This window comes from Plantactinospora sp. DSM 117369, from assembly GCF_053764795.1.
Genome location: NZ_CM132446.1, coordinates 8727450 through 8748143, shown reverse-complemented (window position 1 = coordinate 8748143; position 20694 = coordinate 8727450). Strand labels below are relative to the sequence as shown.

Genomic DNA, 20694 nt, shown 5'->3' with positions numbered 1-20694 from the left:
GTGTGGCCGGCGTCTACCTCACGTCCGAGCACAACCCGTTCCGGATGACCTGGAGGTGGCGTGACGAGGCGCGAACCCGACGAAGAGTTCCGGCTGTTCGTCCGAGATCAGTGGGGGCCGTTGGCCCGGACGGCCTACCTGCTGACCGGTGACCGGGGCACCGCCGAGGACCTGGTCCAGGCGGCGTTGGAGAAGACCCACCGGCACTGGGCGCGGATCCAGCGCAAGGACGCGCCCCAGATCTACGTACGCCGGGTCATGGTCAACACCGCGATCAGCTGGCGCCGCCGACGGCGGCCGCTCGAGGTGCCGCTGCTGGGCTCCGACACCACACCCACACCGGACGCGTACGCCCAGGTGGAACAGCGGCAGCAGCTCGTCGTGGCGTTGCGGCAACTGCCCCGCCGGACGCAGGCGGTCCTCGTGCTGCGCTACTTCGAGGACCTGAGCGAGGCGGACACAGCCCGCGTTCTCGGCTGCTCGGTCGGTTCGGTGAAGAGCCAGGCATCCAGGGGGCTGGCCCGGCTGCGGATCCAGTTCAGGGTGGCACCCGAACCCGCGATGGCAGGACTACAGGAGGAAACGCATGTCTGACACCATGATCGAGTCGACGTTGCGGGACACGCTGACCCGGACAGCGGGCGTGGTGGGCGTACCGGATGATCCGTGGCCAGGCTTCGACCACCGCGCGGGACGGCGGCGCCGGAGCCGGCAGGTCCGGCGAGCGGTCGGCGCCGGGGTCCTGGCGCTGTTGGTCGGGGTGCAGACCAACGTGGTCCCGCTGCCGGGCGGTACGCCCGGGATCGCGATCGCCGCGCCGCCGTCGGCGCTGGCCGACGCGCCGCCGCGGGGGGCGCTCGCCGGTGACCGGGCCTGGTTGGACGACCTGCGCGCGCGGATCGGTACCGACAGGGAACTGGAGAAGCTGGACGAACCAAAGGGCATCTGGGAGATCGGGGACCGGCGGAAGATCCGGTTGCTCTACGGCAGCGACCTCCCCCGTTACCGGGTCGCGCTGGTCGTCGTCCCGCTCCGGTTCGGCGTCCTCAGCACGTCGGCTCTCGTCTGGTACGTCGGCCCGGCCGGCGCCGCGGCGGGGCAGATGCGGTACGCCGGCCACGCCGTCGGCGGCGACCTCCCACCGGTGATGACCCTGATGCAGGCGCCCAAGCAGGGCAGCGGTCTCGCGGTGGTGGTCGGACCGGTCGACTCGACGGTGACGATCAGCGGCGAGCCGGTGTACACCGCCGCCGGCCGGCTGGAGTACCGGCAACTCGCCACCCGGGACAGTGCCGGGGTCGGGGTGGCGGTCCTGCCCCCCGCCCCGCTCGGATTCCAGCCCGTCGTCCGGGTCAGCCGGGGCGACGAGGTGATCGACGAGACGGGTCTGCCCGGCGGCCCGTACGCCGGACCCGGCCCGATCTCCGACGCGCTGCTCGCCGCGGCCACCCGGGATACCCGGGGACCGGCGCTGGACCGGGCGGTGCTGGCGGACTTCGTCGACGCGGCGCTGTTGGACAGCCAGCTGCGGGCGACCGGGACGACGGTGCGGGTGCCCTGGACCGGCACGGTGCACGGTCAGCCCGCGGCGCTGCTCACCGTGCAGCCCGCGAGGGGCGGCGTCATCGCGTACGCCATGCGCGGCACCGAACGGCGCGGGTGGACGGATCTGCGGTTGCTGATGCCGGCCGAGGGCGCCGACCGGCGACCGATCGCCTGGCGGCTGCGTGTCGAGGGTGCCGCCGCCCGGACCGACCAGGTGCGGGTGGTCGCGCCGGCCGGCGCCGCGTCCGCCACGGTCACTGTCGCTGCCGGTACGCCGGTCCCGGTCGACCTCGACGCCTCGGGGTCCGGCATCGCCACCGTGCCGGTGGACCAGCCGGGGACTGTTACGGCGTACGCGGCGGACGGGGCGGTGTTGGGTAGTACGCCGATCCCGCTGGGGAGGGAGAGCAACTTCGGGCAGCCGCCCGGAGACACTCCGGAGACCCGTGTCGTCCAGTGACGGCAAACCACCGGTAACGGCCGACTGACGGTCGACCGCGACCCGGCGAGCCCGGTCCTTCCTCGGGGGGCGGCTCGCCGGGTCCCGGTCACCGGGCGCGGTCGGGGAGGACGGTTCCGCCCGCTCCGGACCCGGCGGCCTCGGCTTCCGTGCTTGGTTACCGGCCGGTATGGTCTCAGTGGCCGGAGCGAGACGGGAGGGTCGCGATGAGCAGCGGATCGGTGTTCGAGGCGTACCAGGTGCCGGAGGAGCACGAGGCGGTCCGGGAGGCCGTCCGGGAGGTCTGCGACGCCAAGGTCGCGCCGAACGCCGCCGAGGCCGACGAGACCGGCGAGTTCCCGAAGGCGTCGTACGAGGCGCTGAAGGCCGCCGACTTCCACGCCCCGCACATCCCCGAGGAGTACGGCGGAGCCGGCGCCGACGCGCTCGCCACCGCGATCGTGATCGAGGAGGTGGCCCGGGCCTGTGCCGCCTCCTCGCTGATCCCGGCGGTGAACAAGCTCGGCACCATGCCGCTGCTGCTGGCCGCCTCCGAGGAGCTGAAGCGGCGCTACCTGCCGCCGGTGGCCCGGGGCGAGGCGATGTTCTCGTACTGCCTCTCCGAGCCGGAGGCGGGCAGCGACGCCGCCTCGATGCTCACCCGGGCGGTCCGGGACGGCGACTCCTACGTGCTCAACGGCGTCAAGCGGTGGATCACCAACGCCGGGGTCTCGGAGTACTACACCGTCTTCGCGGTGACCGATCCGGCGGCCCGTTCGCGCGGCATCTCCGCCTTCGTGGTGGAGAAGTCGGATCCGGGGGTCAGCTTCGGGGCGCCGGAGAAGAAGCTCGGCATCAAGGGCTCGCCGACCCGCGAGGTCTACCTCGACAACGTGCGGATCCCGGCGGACCGCATGATCGGCGAACCGGGCACCGGCTTCGGCACCGCCATGCGGACCCTGGACCACACCCGGGTCACCATCGCCGCCCAGGCGGTCGGGATCGCCCAGGGCGCGCTGGACTACGCCAAGGCGTACGTGCGCCAGCGGCGGCAGTTCGGCAAGGCGGTCGCCGAGTTCCAGGGCATCCAGTTCATGCTCGCCGACATGGGCATGAAGCTGGAGGCGGCCCGGCAGTTGACGTACGCGGCCGCTGGGAAGTCGGAGCGCGGCGACGCCGACCTGACCTACTTCGGCGCCGCCGCGAAGTGCTTCGCCTCGGACGCCGCGATGGAGATCACCACCGACGCGGTGCAGCTCCTCGGCGGGTACGGCTACACCCGGGACTACCCGGTCGAGCGGATGATGCGGGACGCCAAGATCACTCAGATCTACGAGGGCACCAACCAGGTCCAGCGGATCGTGATGGCCCGGCAGCTCCTCAGGGACTGATGCCCGCTCCGGGTACGCCTTGCTGTTGCGGACCGACCCGGCCGACCACCAGATCGGCGGCTGATCCGTCGGGCTGGCCCCGTCAGCGGTCGCCGAGGCGGCGGGTCACCCCGTCCATCCCGTCGTCGTCCGGACCTCCGGTGAACTGGGTGGTCTCGTCCGAGCGCCCACCGAACTGGGTGGTCTCGTCGCTGCCCGGCTGGCCGGACCGGGGCGCCGGGGCCGGTGGCGTGAGCGGGCTGAAGGTGGGCGGCTGCGGCGGCGCGCTCGGCACCGGCGGGCCGGAGATCGGTGACCCCGGCGCCTGCGGCCCAGGCGGCCGTCCCAGGTTGCCCGGCACGCTCGGCGGGCCGTAGTGCGGTGCGCCGGTCGGGGCGTTGTACGGCGGTGCCGAGGGCGTCTGGTGCTGCGGCGCGCCGGGTCCGTAGTTCGGCGGGACGGCCGGGCCGAAGTTCGGCGGCGCGGACTGCGGGTAGCTCGGGGCGACCGAGGGGCCGTAGTTCGGCGGGTGCGGGGTGCCGGGGAGGCCGGGGATGCCCGGTCCACCGGGCGGCGGGAACTGACCCGCCGGAAGCTGTCCGCCGGGCGGCGTCTGGGTGCCGGGCGGGAACTGTCCGCCGGGCGGCACCTGCCCGGGGGGCGGGTAGGACGGAAAGCCGGGCTGGCCGGCGGCGCCGGGGAAGCCGGCTCCGGCCGGACGCGGCGAGCGCCAGCGCTGGGGTACGAGCACGGTGGCGAAGAGCAGCACGGCGAGCAGGGTGGCGAAGGCCCCGGACGGCGCGGTGAGCGCGAAGTCGACGCCGAGGAAGGAACGCGGCAGCAGGTCGCCCATCGAGCCGAGATCGATCATGGACCACACCGCCATGACCAGGAAGAGCAGGCCGGCGACCGCAGTACCGACCGGGGACCACCGGGGCAGCAGCAGCGCGGCGAGCAGCCCGGCGACGACCGCGATCACGATGAACCCGACGAGCGCGTCCCCGGTCTCGTCCCGGGTGATCCCGCCGTTGAGCTTTATCAATCCGATCCCGGCCAACACCCAGATGATCGGCACACTGACCAGCCCGAATACCAGCGATCCAAGGTGTCGCACTGCAACCTCCCCAACCGGGTGTCTCAGGGCACCGTACCCGGATAGGGCAATGCCGGCCACGGCGTGTCGGTCCGGGGCGGGCCGACCGAACGACCCGCCCCGGCACAGTCAGCTTGTCGTACTGTCGGCCGCGTCGTCGCGCTTCGTCGCGCTCCGGGGCGGTGCCGACCACGGCGATCCGGCATCGCGGCGCGGCAGCGGCGGCAGCGGTTCGGTGTCCGGCTCCGGGTAGCCCAGGGTCGGCGGCTTGATGTCGCTTTCCGGCGGGTTGTTCAGCAGGGACCAGTCGGTCGGGGTCGGCTCCTCCACATCGGACGACGTCGGCGCGGGTGCGGGGGCTACCGGGCTGGGCCAGCGACGCCAGCGCTGGATGCTGAAGGTGGCCATCAGCAGCAGCACGCCGAGCAGGAACGTCGTGCCGTTCTCCAGCACCTGCACCAACGGCAGCGGGTCGCCGAACACCTTCCAGTTCGCCGGCACCGCGTCGCGCACGGTGAAGGGGTCGACGAACAGCCCGACGTACGGGGCGACCAGCAGCAGGCCGGCGGCGAGTGGGCCGGCCGGGGAGAGCCGCAGCGTGCCGAGCAGGCCGAGCAGGATGCCCGCGACTCCGAGGTAGACGGCCCCCTGGATCAGGTTGGCCGTGTTGAAGGTACCGACTTCCACCCAGCGGGTGACGGTGCGGCCGGACCCGTCCTGACCGAGCGCGATCAAGGCCCAGGTCAGTGGCGCCGCCACCACTCCGGCGAGGAAGCTCCAGAGATGTCGCATCCGCGCACCGTACCGCCTCGGACGCCGCCCGGCAGCCTGCACGGGCGCGTCCAGTATCGATCTTGCCGACTGTCACCGGGGGGTGACCGGGGTGACCCGGGTAACCGCCGTCACCGGCGGGGGCGGCGGCACGCCGGGTCGCCGTACCGTTGCCGCATGACCGAGCAGCTCTCGCCACCGCCGGCCGGCAAGCCGACCTCGTACTCGCGGGTCACGCTGAGCCGGATCATGACGGCGGTCGATGTCAACCTCTACGGCACCGTGCACGGCGGCGTGCTGATGAAGTTCGTCGATGACGTGGCCGGGGCGTCGGCGGCACGGCACTCCGGCGGTACCGCGGTGACCGCCGCGATCGACGAGATCGTCTTCGCCGAGCCGGTCCGGGTCGGTGACCTGGTGCACGCCCACGCGCAGGTCAACTGGACCGGGCAGACCTCGATGGAGGTCGGGGTCCGGGTGGTCGCCGAGCGCTGGGACAGCGCCGAGGACGCCCCGATCGTGGTGGCCACCGCCTACCTGGTCTTCGTCGGGGTGGACGTGGCCGGCAACCCCCGCCCGGTCCGCCCGGTGCTGCCGGAGACCCCGGAGGACGAGCGCCGGTTCCGCGAGGCGGAGATCCGCCGGGCCCACCGGCTGGCCAAGCGCAAGGCGATCCAGGCGCACCGGGGCGCCGCCGACTCCTCCGTCGCCGGCTGAGCCGCCCGGCACCGACCTCCCCGGGCCGGCCCACATGACCCGGGGGCCGGAGATGTGGGCCGGGCACGCGTACCGGTGCCGGCTTCCGGGCGGAGAATGGCGGGCCGGGGTACGGCAGTATGGCGACCAGGCCCGGCACACCGGCGTGCGGGCCGTAGGGAGGAGCAGGACCATGGTGGGCGAGGTGCTCTGGACGCCGCCGCCGGCCGGTGACGACCGGTCCCGGATCGGCGACTACCTGCGCTGGCTGAGCCGGCACCGGGGCCTCGACTTCGACGACTACGCTGCGCTGTGGCGCTGGTCGGTCACCGATCTCGACGGCTTCTGGCGCTCGATCTGGGACTACTTCGAGGTCCGGGCCCACACCGAGCCGACCGCGACCCTGGTCGACACCTCCATGCCCGGCACCCGCTGGTTTCCCGGCGCCACCCTCAACTACGCCGAGCACGTACTCCGGATGCCCGGGATGGCCGACGACGAGCCGGTGGTGATCGCGCAGAGCCAGACCCGCCCCCCGGTCACCCTGACCGCCGCCGAGCTGCGCGAGCAGGTACGCCGGGTCCGGGCCGGACTGGTCCGGCTGGGCGTCGGCCCCGGTGACCGGGTGGCGGCGTACGCCCCGAACATTCCCGAGACCTTCGTGCTGATGCTCGCCACGGCCAGCCTCGGGGCGGTCTTCTCCTCCTGCGCCCCCGAGTTCGGCACCCGCAGCGTGCTCGACCGCTGGCGGCAGATCGCCCCGACCGTGCTGGTGGCCGTCGACGGCTACCGGTACGGGGACAAGCTCGTCGACCGCCGCACCGAGCTGGCGACGATCCGGGCCGAGCTGCCGTCGGTCGTACACACGGTGGTGCTGCCCTATCTGGAGCCGGACGCCGCGCCGCCGGACGGGGCGCTTCGCTGGGCGGAGCTGGCGGCCGGGACCGACGAGCCGCTGGACTTCGCGGCGGTGCCCTTCGACCACCCGCTCTACGTGCTCTATTCGTCGGGCACCACCGGGCTGCCGAAGCCGATCGTGCACGGGCACGGCGGCATCCTGCTCGAACACCTGAAGATGCTGGCGCTGCACCACGACCTCGGCCCGGGGGACCGCTTCTTCTGGTTCACCACCACCGGCTGGATGATGTGGAACTTCCTGGTCTCCGGCCCGGCGGTGGGTGCCGCGATCGTGCTCTTCGACGGCAACCCGGCGGTCCGGGCCGAGCCGGGCCGCCCGGCCGAGCCGGACCTGGGCACGCTGTGGCGGCTGGCCGCCGCCACCGGCACCACCTACTTCGGCACCTCCGCGCCGTTCCTGCTGGCCTGCCGCAAGGCCGGGCTGCGCCCGGCCGAGCTGGTCGACCTCTCCGCCGTGCGCGGGGTCGGTTCGACCGGTGCGCCGCTGCCGGCCGAGGGCTTCCGCTGGGTGTACGACTCCGTCGGCGCCGACCTGCGGCTCGACTCGATCTCTGGTGGCACCGACGTCTGCACCGGTTTCGTCGGCGGCGTGCCGCTGCTGCCGGTCGTCGCCGGTGAGATCACCTGCCGCTGCCTGGGTGCCCGGGTGGAGGCGCGGTCGGCCGACGGTGACCCGGTGGTCGACCAGCTCGGCGAGTTGGTGATCACCGCACCGATGCCGAGCATGCCGGTCGGGTTCTGGAACGACCCGGACGGCCGCCGCTACCGGGAGGCGTACTTCGACGTCTATCCCGGGGTGTGGCGGCACGGGGACTGGATCACCGTCACCGAGCGGGGCAGTTGTGTGATCACCGGCCGCTCCGACGCGACCCTGAACCGGGGCGGGGTACGCCTCGGCACCGCCGAGTTCTACTCCGTGGTCGAGGGGCTGCCCGAGGTGACCGACTCGCTGGTGGTGCACCTGGAGGACGACGAGGGCGGCGCGGGCGAACTGCTGCTCTTCGTCGTACTCGCGCCCGGGCTGGAGCTGGGTCCGGAGCTGACCGCGCGGATCAACCGGGAACTGCGTACCGGGCTGTCGCCCCGGCACGTGCCGGACGAGATCCACCAGGTGGGTGCGGTGCCGAGGACGCTGTCGGCGAAGAAGCTGGAGGTGCCGGTGAAGAAGATCCTCACCGGCGCGCCGGTGGACTCGGCCGCCGCCACCGGCGCGCTGGCCAACCCGGAGTCGCTGCTCGCCTTCGCGCGCTTCGCCCGACAGCGGACCGCCGAGCGGAGGTAGCCGGCCTCCGGTGTGACGTCGGTTACGTCAGCCGAACCGTTACCTTCTCCGCCGCCGCCCGGTCGGCCAACCGGGCTGGGTCGAGGTTGCCGCAGAGCACCGTGCTGGCCCCGGCGGCCAGCGGGGCGAGCAGCCAGTCCACCGGGTCCGGGTGGCGGGCCGCGTCGACCAGCACCCGATCGCCGGCCCCGATGCCCAGCTCCGTGGCGCGCTGGGCGGCCAGGTCGGCCAGCACCGGGTCCTGCGGGCCGGCGGCCGGATACGGCGTGAAGTGGTCGCCGTGCCCGCGTACCTCGAGCACGTAGTCGGCCCAGCCGGGCGGGAGCTCCCGTACCGGGGCGGCGAGCGGGGCGAGCGCGAGGGCGTACCGGTCACCGGCTGGCCAGGCCGCGGCCTCGCCGACCCGGTCGACCGAGGCGAAGAGCACGTCGACCGGCTGCGGGGCCGACTCGCCGGGCCGGGCACCGGAGACGGCCGACCCGGTCGACCAGCAGCCGAGCAGCACGGCGGCGGTCTGCCAGTGCGGCGGCAGCAGCACCCCGACGGGATCGCCCGGGGCCAGCCCGGCCGAGTCGACCAGCAGGTTCGCGGTCTTGGCCACCCAGTTGGCCAGGGTCGCCCCGGAGAGTTCGGTGCGGTCTCCGGTCGCGTCGTCGTACCAGGTCAGCAGCGGTCGGGTCGGGTCGGCGGCGATCGCGGCGGCGAACAGCCCGGAGATGTTCTCGGTCATCGCCCGTGACGATACCGACCCGGCCGGCCAGCGGCGGTGAGCTCCGCCCCGGGCCGGTGATGATCTCCGAGCGGGCGGTCGCGGCGACGCCGGCACCCATCGTGACGCCTTCGTCGCGTACCTGTCTGAGTCACCGGAAAGACAGTTGCCCGACGGGTCGCAGTCGACGCGCCCGGGGCGGCGCGGCGTAGGCTTGGAGTCAGTGTTGTTCCCTACATCACACTCAGCCGAGGAGTTGCCCAGTGACCGCCGGTCGCCCGCCCCGCGTGCTCATTGACGCCACCAGCGTCCCCGCCGACCGGGGCGGCGTTGGCAGATACGTCGACGGCCTGCTCGGCGCCCTGGGCAAGGTGATCGGGCCGGGCCTGGAGCTGGCCGTGGTCGGGCTGCGCACCGACGCCGAGCGATACTCGCGGATGCTGCCGGCGGCCGAGGTGATCCCGGCGCCGGCGGCGGTGGCGCACCGGCCGGCCCGGCTGGCCTGGGAGCAGACCGGGCTTCCGCTGCTGGCCCAGCAGGTCGGCGCGCAGGTGCTGCACTCGCCGTTCTACACCTGTCCGCTCCGGGCCGGCTGTCCGGTGACGGTCACCGTGCACGACGCGACCTTCTTCACCGAGCCGGAGCACTACGACAAGTCGCGCCGGACCTTCTTCCGCAGCGCGATCAAGACCTCGTTGCGCCGGGCCGACCGGGTGATCGTGCCGAGCAAGGCGACCCGGGACGAGCTGATCCGGCTGCTGGACGCCGACCCGACCCGGATCGACGTGGCCTACCACGGGGTGGACCAGGCGGCGTTCCACGCGCCGAGCGACGAGGAGAAGGCCCGGGTACGCGCCCGGCTCGGCCTGGGCGGGCACAGTTACGTGGCGTTCCTCGGCTCCAAGGAGCCGCGCAAGAACGTGCCGAACCTGATCCGGGGCTGGGTGCTGGCGGTCAAGGACCGGCCGGAGCCGCCCGCCCTGGTGATCGCCGGTGGTCAGGGGCACGACGACGACATCGACCAGGCCGTCGCCGACGTACCGGCGCACCTGCGGCTGCTCCGCCCCGGCTACCTGCGCTACGCCGACCTGCCGGGCTTCCTCGGCGGTGCGCTGGTCGCCGCCTATCCGTCGTACGGCGAGGGTTTCGGGCTGCCGATCCTGGAGGCGATGGCCTGCGCCGCCCCGGTGCTCACCACCCCGCGGCTGTCGCTGCCGGAGGTCGGCGGTGACGCGGTGGCGTACACCAGCGAGGATCCGCAGCAGATCGCGACCGATCTCGGTGCGCTGCTGGACGACGAGGCGCGGCGGCTCTCGCTGGCGAAGGCGGGCTTCGACCGGGCCAAGGAGTTCACCTGGGAGTCCAGCGCCGAGGTGCACCTCGCGGCATGGGGCCGGGCCCGGGCGTGAGGGGTCCCGGGCGGAATTCGGGTGTTATCAGACGGTGTGTGCGTCCCGCCCCTGACGTCTCGGGCATGATGTGGCGATGTTCTACGCCGTGATTCCGGCCGGCGGCAGTGGCACCCGTCTGTGGCCACTCTCGCGCGCCGGCCGCCCCAAATTCCTCCTCCCGCTGACCGGCTCCGACGAGTCGCTGCTCCAGGCGACCGTACGCCGGGTGCGCCCACTGTCCGCCCCGGAGAGCACGTACGTGGTCACCGGTGCCGCGCACGCGGTCGCGGTGGCCCGGCAGCTGCCCGACGTACCGGAGGAGAACGTCCTGGTCGAACCCTCCCGCCGGGACTCCTGTGCGGCGATCGGGCTGGCGGCGGCGGTCATCGCGCGGCGGGATCCGGACGCGGTGATGGGCGCCTTCTCCGCCGACCACGTGGTCGGCGACCAGACCCGCTTCCTGGAGGTGCTCGGCGCGGCGATCTCGACCGCGCGGGACGGGCTGATGGTCGCGGTCGGCATCACCCCGACCCACCCGGAGACCGGCTACGGCTATCTGGAGTCGGGCGAGCCGATCGGTGCCGGCCCGGCCCGGCAGGTCGTCCGGTTCAAGGAGAAGCCGGAGTACGACCTCGCGGTCAAGTACGTCGAGTCCGGCCGCTTCTACTGGAACGCCTCGATGTTCGTCTGGCGGGTCGACGTCTTCCTCGGCGAGCTGGCCCGGCAGCAGCCGGAGCTGTACGCCGGGCTGACCGAGATCGCCGCGGCCTGGGGCACCCCGGACCAGGCAGCGGTACTGGACCGGGTCTGGCCGGAACTGACCAAGATCTCGGTGGACTTCGCGGTGATGGAGGGGGCGGCGGAACGCGGCCTGGTCGCGACCGTGCCGGCCGACTTCCGCTGGAACGACGTCGGCGACTTCCACACCCTGGGCGAGGCGCTGACCGGCGACGACGCGAGCAACGTGGTGCTCCGGGAGGGACCCGACGGCACGCCCCCGGCCGGCCGGGTGGTGCTCCGGGACACCGAGCGGACGGTGGTGGTGACCCAGTCCGACCGGCTGGTGGTGACCCTCGGGGTCCAGGACACCGTGGTGGTCGACATGCCGGACGCGCTCTTCGTCTGTGCCCGGTCCCGGGCCCAGGAGGTCAAGGAGATCGTCGCCGCACTGGAGGCGGAGGAGGCGCACCCCTACCTCTAGCGTGCACCGCTACCTCTAGCGCTCACCGGGTCCGGCTGACCTCGCCAGACGTCAGGTGCGGGGCGCGGGCGGTTCCGCGCGTACACCGCGAGCGCCGGTGCCACCAGTTGGGCGGTGGCGCCGGCCAGTGGCTCGGGGAGGGTGTCCGGCGGAAACCAGCCGAGCTCCACCGACTCGGCGCTGACCCGCTCGACCGCGCCGGCCGGGGCGACCGCGGCGAAGCGTACGTCGTGGTGCAGCGAGCCGCCCTGGCAGGAAACCTGGTGGATGTCCAGGTCGATCGGGGTGGGGTCGAGCCACAGCCCGGCGATCCCGGACTCCTCGGTCGCCTCCCGCAGCGCCGCCCCGGCCAGGGTACGGTCGCCGGGCTCGCAGTGCCCGCCGAGCTGCACCCAGCGGCGGAACCGGCCGTGCAGGCAGAGCAGCACCCGGCTGCCGGTGGCGTCCAGCACCAGCGCGCTGGCGGTGACGTGGCCGGCCCGGTGTGCCCGGGTCAGCGCCGCCGGACCGCCCTCGTCGAGCAGTCGCAGCGTCCGGTCCAGCGCGTCCGCCGCCTCGGCGGTGGGCGGCTGCCAGGCGGTGAGCAGGGCCAACGTGTCGGCGTACAGGGCATCGGGCACAGCGCCACCCTAGTGCGGGGCTCGTAGCATCATCGGTATGACCTGCCTTTCGCACACCGTCGAACTGGCGGTCGCCGGCAACGAGGCGAGCGACCTGCTGCCGGTACGCGCGCCCGAGGTGCTCGCCGCGTACGGCGCCCGGCGGGCGTTCTGGACCGTACTCGACGAGGGGCCGGTCGAGGGATGCCTGGCCCTGCTGGTCGAGCGGTACGACGGCAGTTGGTTGACCGCGCACGTGCCGATGGACGCCGGTGCCGAGAACGGCCGGACCGAGGACGGCGAGGCGCTGGCCCGGCACGACGGCTGGATCTACGTCTTCGGCTCGCACTTCGGCTCCAAGCGTGGGCCGTTGCGCCCCCGCCGCGCCTTCGTGGCCCGGTTCCGGGAGGCCGAGGCGGCCGCCCCGCTGCCCCGGCTGCACGTGGTACGCAACCAGTTCCGGCTGCACCGGGCGGTGAACGACGCCCTGCTGACCGCCGGGATCGGGGTACTGCCGGCGGGGGAGCAGGTGCGGCATCTGTTCATCGCGGCGACCCGGGCCCGGGGCACCGCCCGGGCGAAGAGCTGGGTCGACCGGCTCACCGACGACGACCTGCCGGTCAACGTGGAGGCGGCGGCCTTCACCCCGACCGGCACCGTGCTGCTCGGGCTGCGGTTTCCGGTGACCGGGCGGGGCGAGCCGATCCTCGTCGAGCTGGCGGACGTGGCCGGGATGTTCGACCGGCGGAGTTGGCCCCGGGTCGTCGGGGCGTACGCGTTGACCGGGGTGACCCGGCCCGGCGAGCTGACCGGCTTCCGGGCGCTGTCGGCCCGGGACGACGGCGGGTACGACGCGGTGGTCGGCTCGATCGACGCCCTGGGCAAGCGGTCGGTGCTGCTCGACGACCACCCGACCGGCGGTGACGTGACCAGCCGGCACGTGCGGTTCCGCTGGCCGGCCGACCCGTCCGGGTCCACTGTCGCCGGTGAGCTGATGGCGGACCTCGCCCCGCTGCACAACGTGGAGGGGCTGACCGAACTGGACGGTGCCCGCTACTACGTGACCGACGAGGACCACCGGGTCGCGTTGCTGATCGCGTCGGGCCGGGACGGCTGAGCCCGGCGGTATGCGACGGCGCTGCGGCTCGCTCGGCCTCGCGGCCCGCTCGGCGTCTCGTCTCGGCTCGCTCGGGGCGGGCGGCATGGAAGCGACAACCCGGACAGCACCCTCCGCGGACAACCGTCCGCGAACCCTCGTGGCGACCGTCCGGGTGTCGCGTTCCTCCCCTGCCCCCGGCATGCCGCAGGGTCACCCGGCGTCCAGAACGCCGGTGACCCCGGTATCGGCCTAGTGAGCATGCCCGCTGGCTCCGCCGGCCGTCGAGGTCTTTCAGCCCACGCTGAAAGACGCTGATAGATGGCACCCGGTAGAGTGCGACTGGTTGCCGGGCATACCCCATCCGGCGATTCGGGGAGTGCGTGCCATGCTGCGGATCGTCTTCTCCAGCGAGGACATCGCCCGGACCCGGGTCGCCCCCGCCGCGGACCAGGTCTGGGAGCTGGTCCTCAGCCTGCACCTGTTGCAGGGGCGCAGCCGGGATCCGATGATGGCGGGCTGGCGGCGGGGCGTCTTCGGCGGGCTCCGCCGGGACACCGCACCGGGGCAGTTGCGGCTGCTGCTCGCCCTCAACCCGCCCCGCGGCTACTTCCCCGACTTCCTGACCCCCTACCACAGCATGTACGGCCTGGCGGCCGGGCTGGACGCCGTACGCTCCACGCCGGTCAACGCGCTGGAGCGCGACCTGAACGTACTGGCCGGGGAGAGCCCGCTGCCGCTACCCAGTACCGCCAGCGCGCTGGCCCGGGGCGAAGTCGAGGTGCTGGAGCACCTCACCGACTCGATGCGGATCTACCAGGCGACCGCGATCGAGCCGTACTGGGACCGGATCCAGGCGGCGGTGGAGGCGGACCGGGCACGGCGGGCCCGGGCCCTGCTCGACGGCGGGACGGAGGGGCTGCTGGCCAGTCTCCGTCCGGCGATGCGCTGGGATTCCGGGGTGCTGGAGGTACCGGACTATCCGGCCGACCGGGAGCTGCACCTCGACGGGCGTGGGCTGCTGCTGGTGCCGTCGTTCTTCTGCGCCCGGATGCCCGTGACCCTGCTCGACCCCGAGCTGCCCCCGGTCCTGGTCTACCCGGTAGACCGGTTGGGTGGGCTGACGCCGGCACCGGGTGAGGGCGCCGGTCCGGCACCGGCGGCCGGTGGGGAGGAGAGCCGGGTGGCGCTGGCCGCGCTGATCGGGAAGACCCGGGCCCGGGTGCTGGAGGTGGTCGGTGACGGCTGCTCGACCGGCGAGGTGGCCCGTCGGCTGAACATCTCGGCGGCGGCCGCGAGCCAGCACACCACCGTGCTGCGCAACGCCGGACTGCTGGTCAGCCACCGCGACCGCAACACCGTGCTGCACAGCCTGACCCCGCTGGGCCGGGCGATGCTGACCGGCTGAACAGCCGGCCGGGGCGGTCAGAGCCCGGTGGTGGGACCCGGCGGGGTGCCGACCAGCAGGGTCGACCCGATCGCACCGGAGGACGCCGGCAGTACGGCGGAGCCGAGGCCCTCGGCGGCCAGCGCGGCCCGCAGCCGGTGCAGGTCGGCGCCGAACCGGATCAGCACACCGGGGTCGGTGCCGGGCGGACCGGGTGGCGCGCAGTCGAGCAGGACGCCGCTCCGGTACGCCTGGGGCGGTGCCGACTCGCCGAGCCGGTCGCGTACCCGTCGCTCGTCGGTGACCAGCGTCCAGACCGTGCCGGGCGCGACGACCCCGGCGACGGTGCGCAGGGCCCGGTCCACCGCCGCCCGGACCAGCCCGGCGTCGGCGCCGTCCAGCACCGCCGGCACCACGGACGGGACCGGCCCGCCGGCCGTCGACTCGGCCAGGGTGGCGGCGGCGCGCAGCCCGTCGGCCCGTGCCTCGGCGGTGCCGAGGGCGAACAGGTCGTGCTCGGCGTCCCGGACCAGCGCCGCCGCGCCGCGCCCGTCGTCCGGATCGGCGGCACCGAGATAGCCCCGGACCACCGCGACCGGCACCTGGTCACACTTGCCCTTGACCAGCTCGCCCGCGCCGGCCAACTCGTCGACCACGGCCATCTGGGTGATGTTGAGCTTGTTGCCGTACGGGTCGACCTCGCCCCGGTGGTCGCGGACCGCCGGCATCCCGGCGACGCCCAGCGCCACGTCGGTGAGGCCGTTGCGCCACGGCCGGCCCATGGTGTCCGAGATGATCACCGCCACGTCGGCGCCGTGCCGCTCCCGGATCGCGGCCCGCAGCGCCCGGGCGGAGGCGTCCGGATCCTTCGGCAGCAGCACCAGCCGGGAACGGTCCACGTTGGAGGCGTCGATCCCGGCGGAGGCCATCACGAAGCCGTGGTGGGTCTGGACGATCCGGGTCGAGCCGCGCCGGGCCACCGGGCGGGCGGTCTCGCCGGCCAGCACCTCGGCCCGGGCCGCCTCCCGCTCCGGCCCGTCGACCGGTACGTCGACCAGCCGGCCCTCCGCCTTGGAGACAATCTTGCTGGTCACCACCAGCACGTCGCCGTCCCGCAGCCAGGGCGCGGCGGTCGCGATCAGCGCCGACAGGTCGTCGCCCTCGGTGACGTCGCCGATGCCGAGCACCGGCAGCACCTCAAGTCTCATCCCAGCTCCACGGCGGTCCGGACCATGGTCGCGGTCGCCGCCTCGTCGGTCATCCACAGCGGGGCCGCCCGCACGGTCACCCCCTCGACCTCGGTCCCGGCGTCGGTGCTGTCCACCAGCCAGGCGTCCAGGATGCCACCGGCCGACCGGGCGCCGTAGAGCCCACCCACCCCAGCCGCGGTGCAGGGCACCCCGAGCACCGCCAGGCAGCGGTCGGCCATCCCGCGTACCGGGGCGCCGCCGATGATCGGCGACACCCCGACCACCGGCGCGGAGCCGGCGACCAGCGCGTCCCGCAGTTCCGGCACGGCGAGCACCGGCGCGATGCTCACCACGGGGTTGCTCGGGGCGAGCAGCACCAGGTCCGCGCCGGCCAGCGCGTCGAGTACCCCGGCCGCCGGCTTGGCCGCCTCCGCGCCCACGAAGACGAAGCGGGAGGTGGGCAGCTCGCCCCGGTGGCGTACCCACCACTCCTGGAAGTGGATCGCCCGCTGGGCGTCCGGGGTGTCCCCGTCGGGGTCGCGCACCACGACGTGGGTCTCCAGCCGGTCGTCGGTGGCGGGCAGCAGGCGTACCCCGGGCTGCCAGCGGGCGCAGAGCGCCTCGGTGACCGCCGAGAGGGGGTAGCCGGCGTTCAGCATGGTGGTCCGGACCAGGTGGGTCGCGACGTCCCGGTCGCCGAGCCCGAACCAGGTCGGCTCCGCGCCGTACGCGGCGAGTTCCTCCTTGACGGTCCAGGTCTCGTCGGCCCGGCCCCAGCCCCGTTCCCGGTCCGCCCCGCCGCCGAGGGTGTACATGACGCTGTCCAGGTCCGGGCAGATCTTCAGGCCGTGCAGGACGACGTCGTCGCCGACGTTGACCACCGCGGTCACCTCGGCGCCGACCTGACGGGCGTACCCGCGGACGCCGGTCAGGAAGCGGGCACCGCCGATGCCCCCGGTCAATACCACGATGCGCATGGCTTCCATCCTCGCCCATCCGCTCCGGACAGGCGGCGGGCGGGCCGGCCGACTAGGCTCAGGCGACGCAGGAGTCCCGTCACCGTCTGAGGGGGAGAGTTGACCAGCCAGCCCGGGCCCGCGCCGAGCGACGCGCCGCAGGCCAGTTCGATAACCAAGCCGCTGCGCGAGCTGATCGCGCTGGTGCTCCTCGGGGCGAACGCCCTCTTCCTGTTCAGCGGTCTGATCGAGCTGTTCTTCGGCGGTTGGGAGGGCTCCGACTTCGGCGACCGCTCGCTGAGCTCCTTCTACGCCTTCGTCGGCCTGGAGCAGGTGGCGCTGCCGGTGCTCGCGGTACTGCTCGCCACCCATCTCCAACCGGTGGTCGGGCTGGCCCGGGTGATCACCCTGGTGGCGCTCGTCGAGTACGCCGTCTCGGTGCTGTTCGGCGGGATCACCCTGCTCGCCGGGATCTTCGGGCTGCTGGCCGAGACACAGTTCCGGCAGGCGTTCACCCGGACCCTGGTCTTCGTCGGGGCGTACGTGATCCTGCTGGCGGTGGCCTTCCTGGTCTTCCGGGTGTGGCGGGCGCTCTTCCACGTGTCCAAGCCCAAGCCCCAGCCCGGCCTCTACGGCCAGCCCCAGCCGTACGCCCAGCCCGGCGCCTATGGCCAGCCGGGTGCCTACGGCCAGCCGAGCGCCTACGGCCAGCCGGGTGCGTACGGCCAGCCGGGTGCTCCGTACCAGGGCCACCCGCCCGCCGGCCAGGCCGAGCCGCACGTCTACGGCCAGCCCGTGGTCTACGGCCAGCCGACCGACTACGCCCCGCCCGCCGGCTACGGCCAGCCCGGGTACGCCCCGCCGGTGCCGTCCTCCGCGCCACCGGCGTCGGCCCCGCCCGCGCCGTCGTCCGCTCCGCCGGCACCCGCCTCCGCGCCCCCGGCGGCGCCGCGCGCCGAGTCGCCGTCCGCCCCGTCGGTCGGTGCGGTCCCGTCGGTCGGGTCGGCGCCGTCGGTCGGCGCCACCCCGTCGGACGCGGCATCGCCGGCGGCGGACGAGGAGGAGACCGGGCGGACCCAGGTGATCCCGCAGCGGCCGCCGGTCGCCGACCGTACCCAGCGGATCAACCCGGCCAGCCAGCAGCCGTCGGCCGGCGCCCAGCCACCGCCGGCGGACCGGGACGACGACCCGACCCAGCCGCGCTGAGGCCGACCGCGACGGCGACCCGGTGCCGGGCGGCGCCGGCTCGACCGGGGCTGCCCAGGCCGGCCCTACCGGGGCTGTGACAGGTGCCACGCGGGTTCCGGCGTCGGCGGTGGGTCCGGCAGGCGCGGTCCGGCCGGCGTTGCGCCTAGGCTGCACGAGTGGCTGATGGGACTGACCAACCGACTGTCGCGAGTCTGCGCCGGGCGCTGCGCCGGGCGGCCGACGGCCGGGCCCTCGACCCGGACGAGGCGGCCGCGCTGCTCGCCGCGCGCGGCGAGTTCCTCGACGAACTGCTGGCGGTCGCCGGCCGGATCCGGGACGCCGGGCTGGCCGACGCCGGCCGGCCGGGCGTGGTCACCTTCTCCAAGAAGGTCTTCGTCCCGCTGACCCGGCTCTGCCGGGACCGCTGCCACTACTGCACCTTTGCCACCGTGCCGCACCGGCTGCCCGCCGCCTACCTGGAGCGGGACGAGGTACTCGCGATCGCGGCGGCCGGTGCCGCGCAGGGCTGCAAGGAGGCCCTGTTCACCCTCGGGGACCGGCCGGAGGAGCGCTGGCCGCAGGCCCGGCAGTGGCTGACCGAGCGGGGCTTCGACTCGACACTGGACTACGTCCGGGCGTGCGCGATCGCGGTGCTGGAGGAGACCGGCCTGCTGCCGCACCTCAACCCCGGTGTGCTCTCCTGGGCCGAGCTGCAACGGCTCAAGCCGGTGGCGCCGAGCATGGGGATGATGCTGGAGACCACTGCCACCCGGCTCTGGGCCGAGCCAGGTGGGCCGCACTACGGCTCGCCGGACAAGGAGCCGGCGGTCCGGCTGCGGGTGCTGGCCGACGCCGGTCGGGTCGGCGTGCCGTTCACCACCGGCATCCTGATCGGGATCGGTGAGACGCCCGCCGAGCGGGTCGACTCGATCTTCGCCATCCGGCGCAGCGCCCGGGAGTACGGCCACATCCAGGAAGTGATCGTGCAGAACTTCCGGGCCAAGCCGGACACCGCGATGCGCGGCATGCCCGACGCCGAGCTGCACGAGCTGGCCGCCACCGTGGCGGTGGCCCGGATCCTGCTCGGGCCAGGTGCCCGCATCCAGGCACCGCCGAACCTGATCGAGGGGGAGTACGACCTGCTGCTGCGGGCCGGCATCGACGACTGGGGCGGGGTGTCGCCGGTGACCCCGGACCACGTCAACCCGGAGCGCCCCTGGCCGCACCTGGACGAGCTGGCCGCGCGTACCGCCGCCGCCGGGTTCACCCTGCGGGAGCGGTTGACCGTCTACCCCGAGTACGTCCGGCGGGCCGACCCGTGGCTGGATCCCCGGCTCGCCGCGCACGTCGCCGCGCTCGCCGACCCGGCGACCGGGCTGGCGGTCGAGTCGGCCCGGCCGGTCGGCCGCGTATGGCAGGAGCCGGACGCCGCCTTCGTGCCGGGTGGCCGTACCGACCTGCACACCACGATCGACACCACCGGCCGGAGCGCCGACCGGCGCGGCGACTTCGACTCCGTCTACGGCGACTGGGCGGAGGTCGGCGCGAAGCTCCCGACCGCCGCCCCCGCCGCCTCCGGCACCGAGTTGCGGGCCGGGCTGCGGCTGGCCGCCGAGGATCCCGCCGCGCTGCTGGAGCCCCGGCACGAGGCGGCGGCGCTGGCCCTCTTCGCCGCCGACGGGGCGGCCCTGGACGAGCTGTGCCGGATCGCCGACGACGTACGCCGGGACGCCGTCGGCGACGACGTGACGTACGTGGTCAACCGCAACATCAACTTCTCCAACGTCTGCTACGTGGGCTGCCGGTTCTGCGCGTTCGCCCAGCGGGAGCGGGACGCCGACGCCTACCGGCTCTCGGTGGAGCAGGTCGCCGACCGGGCCGAGCAGGCGTGGGCGGCCGGCGCCACCGAGGTCTGCATGCAGGGCGGCATCGACCCCAAGCTGCCGGTCACCGCGTACGCCGACCTGGTGCGGGCGATCAAGGCCCGGGTGCCGGGCATGCACGTGCACGCGTACTCGCCGATGGAGATCGTCACCGGGGCGGCCAAGGCGGGTGTGTCGATCCGGGACTGGCTGACCGAGCTGCGCGACGCGGGGCTGGACACCATCCCGGGCACCGCCGCCGAGATCCTCGACGACGAGGTGCGCTGGGTGCTCACCAAGGGCAAACTGCCGGCCGCCACCTGGGTCGAGGTGGTCGGCACCGCGCACGAGCTGGGCATCCGGTCCAGCTCCACGATGATGTACGGCCACGTCGACCACCCCCGGCAGTGGCTCGGCCATTTCCGGGTACTGGCCGGGTTGCAGGACCGGACCGGTGGCTTCACCGAGTTCGTGGCGCTGCCGTTCGTGCACACCAACGCACCGATCTATCTCGCCGGCATCGCCCGCCCCGGTCCCACCTGGCGGGAAAATCGCGTGGTGCACGCCATGGCCCGGCTGCTGCTGCACGGCCGGATCGACAACATCCAGTGCTCCTGGGTCAAGCTCGGCGATTCCGGTACCGCTGAGCTGCTCCGGAGCGGCTGTAACGACCTCGGTGGCACGCTGATGGAGGAGACGATCTCCCGGATGGCTGGTTCCGACCACGGCTCGGCGCGTACGGTGGCCCAGCTCGAACGGATCGCGGCCACCGCCGGCCGGCGGGCCCGGCCCCGGACGACCGTCTACGGGTACGCCGGCTGACCCTTCCGTCCGTCCCGCCGCAGGCTCGCCGGGACGGTTCGTCATGGGCGCGCCGGGCGCGCCACGCCGGATATCCGACGCAACTCGCCGTGCGGGCGTTACCCGCACCGGGTCTGAATCGATAGGGCAGGTGTTGCGAGACCCGATGGCTCCCAGAGTCGTCCGGGCACGCGGTAGGG

The 20694-nt window shown here is 73.9% G+C and carries 17 protein-coding genes; 11 read left to right on the top strand and 6 right to left on the bottom strand.

From position 1 onward, the window contains the following. Positions 1-60 precede the first annotated feature (60 nt). From ACSMXO_RS37420 to ACSMXO_RS37410, 3 genes are all read left to right on the top strand, one after another. Positions 61-594, top strand: coding sequence for a SigE family RNA polymerase sigma factor (locus ACSMXO_RS37420; RefSeq protein ID WP_346259304.1), 534 nt, complete (start codon positions 61-63; stop codon positions 592-594). Next, on the top strand, positions 587-2005 hold the full coding sequence (locus ACSMXO_RS37415) for a hypothetical protein (protein ID WP_455415625.1): 1419 nt from the start codon (positions 587-589) through the stop codon (positions 2003-2005). Before ACSMXO_RS37420 ends, ACSMXO_RS37415 begins: the two co-directional genes overlap by 8 nt. Before the next feature lie 206 nt (positions 2006-2211). Next, the gene (locus ACSMXO_RS37410; RefSeq protein ID WP_455415624.1) at positions 2212-3375 is read left to right on the top strand and encodes an acyl-CoA dehydrogenase family protein; all 1164 of its coding nucleotides are present in this window, start codon (positions 2212-2214) and stop codon (positions 3373-3375) included. An 82-nt stretch (positions 3376-3457) separates the two neighbouring features. Here the strand turns inward: ACSMXO_RS37410 and ACSMXO_RS37405 are convergent, their stop codons facing one another. Continuing rightward, positions 3458-4468, bottom strand: coding sequence for a hypothetical protein (locus ACSMXO_RS37405; RefSeq protein WP_455415623.1), 1011 nt, complete (start codon positions 4466-4468; stop codon positions 3458-3460). Between the two features lie 108 nt (positions 4469-4576). Next, positions 4577-5239 carry a hypothetical protein gene (locus tag ACSMXO_RS37400; protein WP_455415622.1) on the bottom strand — a complete coding sequence of 221 codons (663 nt, stop codon included), beginning with the start codon at positions 5237-5239 and terminating at the stop codon, positions 4577-4579. A gap of 156 nt (positions 5240-5395) precedes the next feature. Here ACSMXO_RS37400 and ACSMXO_RS37395 point away from each other — a divergent pair, with 156 nt between their 5' ends. Further along, complete coding sequence (locus ACSMXO_RS37395; protein WP_432877534.1) at positions 5396-5935, top strand: hotdog domain-containing protein; 540 nt, start codon at positions 5396-5398, stop codon at positions 5933-5935. A 175-nt stretch (positions 5936-6110) separates the two neighbouring features. Then, the gene (locus ACSMXO_RS37390; protein ID WP_455419402.1) at positions 6111-8114 is read left to right on the top strand and encodes an acetoacetate--CoA ligase; all 2004 of its coding nucleotides are present in this window, start codon (positions 6111-6113) and stop codon (positions 8112-8114) included. A gap of 22 nt (positions 8115-8136) precedes the next feature. On the opposite strand, the gene ACSMXO_RS37385 is transcribed toward ACSMXO_RS37390, so the two are convergent. Next, a complete protein-coding gene (locus ACSMXO_RS37385; RefSeq protein WP_455415621.1) occupies positions 8137-8844 on the bottom strand; it encodes a TIGR03089 family protein in 708 nt (235 codons plus the stop codon). Between the two features lie 242 nt (positions 8845-9086). Between ACSMXO_RS37385 and ACSMXO_RS37380 the strand changes: the two genes are divergently transcribed. Further along, complete coding sequence (locus ACSMXO_RS37380) at positions 9087-10232, top strand: glycosyltransferase family 4 protein (protein ID WP_346259311.1); 1146 nt, start codon at positions 9087-9089, stop codon at positions 10230-10232. A 76-nt stretch (positions 10233-10308) separates the two neighbouring features. Further along, on the top strand, positions 10309-11415 hold the full coding sequence (locus ACSMXO_RS37375) for a mannose-1-phosphate guanylyltransferase (protein ID WP_455415620.1): 1107 nt from the start codon (positions 10309-10311) through the stop codon (positions 11413-11415). Here the strand turns inward: ACSMXO_RS37375 and ACSMXO_RS37370 are convergent. Next, a complete protein-coding gene (locus ACSMXO_RS37370) occupies positions 11412-12035 on the bottom strand; it encodes an NUDIX hydrolase (protein WP_346259313.1) in 624 nt (207 codons plus the stop codon). The two genes, ACSMXO_RS37375 and ACSMXO_RS37370, sit on opposite strands and share 4 nt — an antisense overlap. A gap of 37 nt (positions 12036-12072) precedes the next feature. Between ACSMXO_RS37370 and ACSMXO_RS37365 the strand changes: the two genes are divergently transcribed. Both ACSMXO_RS37365 and ACSMXO_RS37360 read left to right on the top strand, forming a co-directional pair. Next, positions 12073-13131 carry a hypothetical protein gene (locus ACSMXO_RS37365; RefSeq protein ID WP_455415619.1) on the top strand — a complete coding sequence of 353 codons (1059 nt, stop codon included), beginning with the start codon at positions 12073-12075 and terminating at the stop codon, positions 13129-13131. A 367-nt stretch (positions 13132-13498) separates the two neighbouring features. Continuing rightward, a complete protein-coding gene (locus tag ACSMXO_RS37360; protein WP_346259315.1) occupies positions 13499-14518 on the top strand; it encodes an ArsR/SmtB family transcription factor in 1020 nt (339 codons plus the stop codon). 17 nt (positions 14519-14535) lie between these two features. On the opposite strand, the gene ACSMXO_RS37355 is transcribed toward ACSMXO_RS37360, so the two are convergent. After that, entirely contained in the window at positions 14536-15705 is a 1170-nt protein-coding gene (locus ACSMXO_RS37355; RefSeq protein ID WP_455415618.1) for a coenzyme F420-0:L-glutamate ligase, read from the bottom strand. Beyond that, positions 15702-16664, bottom strand: a complete 963-nt coding sequence (gene cofD / locus ACSMXO_RS37350; protein ID WP_455415617.1) for a 2-phospho-L-lactate transferase — start codon at positions 16662-16664, stop codon at positions 15702-15704. The genes ACSMXO_RS37355 and cofD overlap by 4 nt, the downstream gene beginning before the upstream one ends. Before the next feature lie 99 nt (positions 16665-16763). Between cofD and ACSMXO_RS37345 the strand changes: the two genes are divergently transcribed. Together ACSMXO_RS37345 and ACSMXO_RS37340 are read left to right on the top strand one after the other, a co-directional pair. Beyond that, positions 16764-17849, top strand: a complete 1086-nt coding sequence (locus ACSMXO_RS37345) for a hypothetical protein (RefSeq protein ID WP_455415616.1) — start codon at positions 16764-16766, stop codon at positions 17847-17849. A 158-nt stretch (positions 17850-18007) separates the two neighbouring features. Then, a complete protein-coding gene (locus tag ACSMXO_RS37340; protein WP_455415615.1) occupies positions 18008-20515 on the top strand; it encodes a bifunctional FO biosynthesis protein CofGH in 2508 nt (835 codons plus the stop codon). Positions 20516-20694 lie beyond the last annotated feature (179 nt).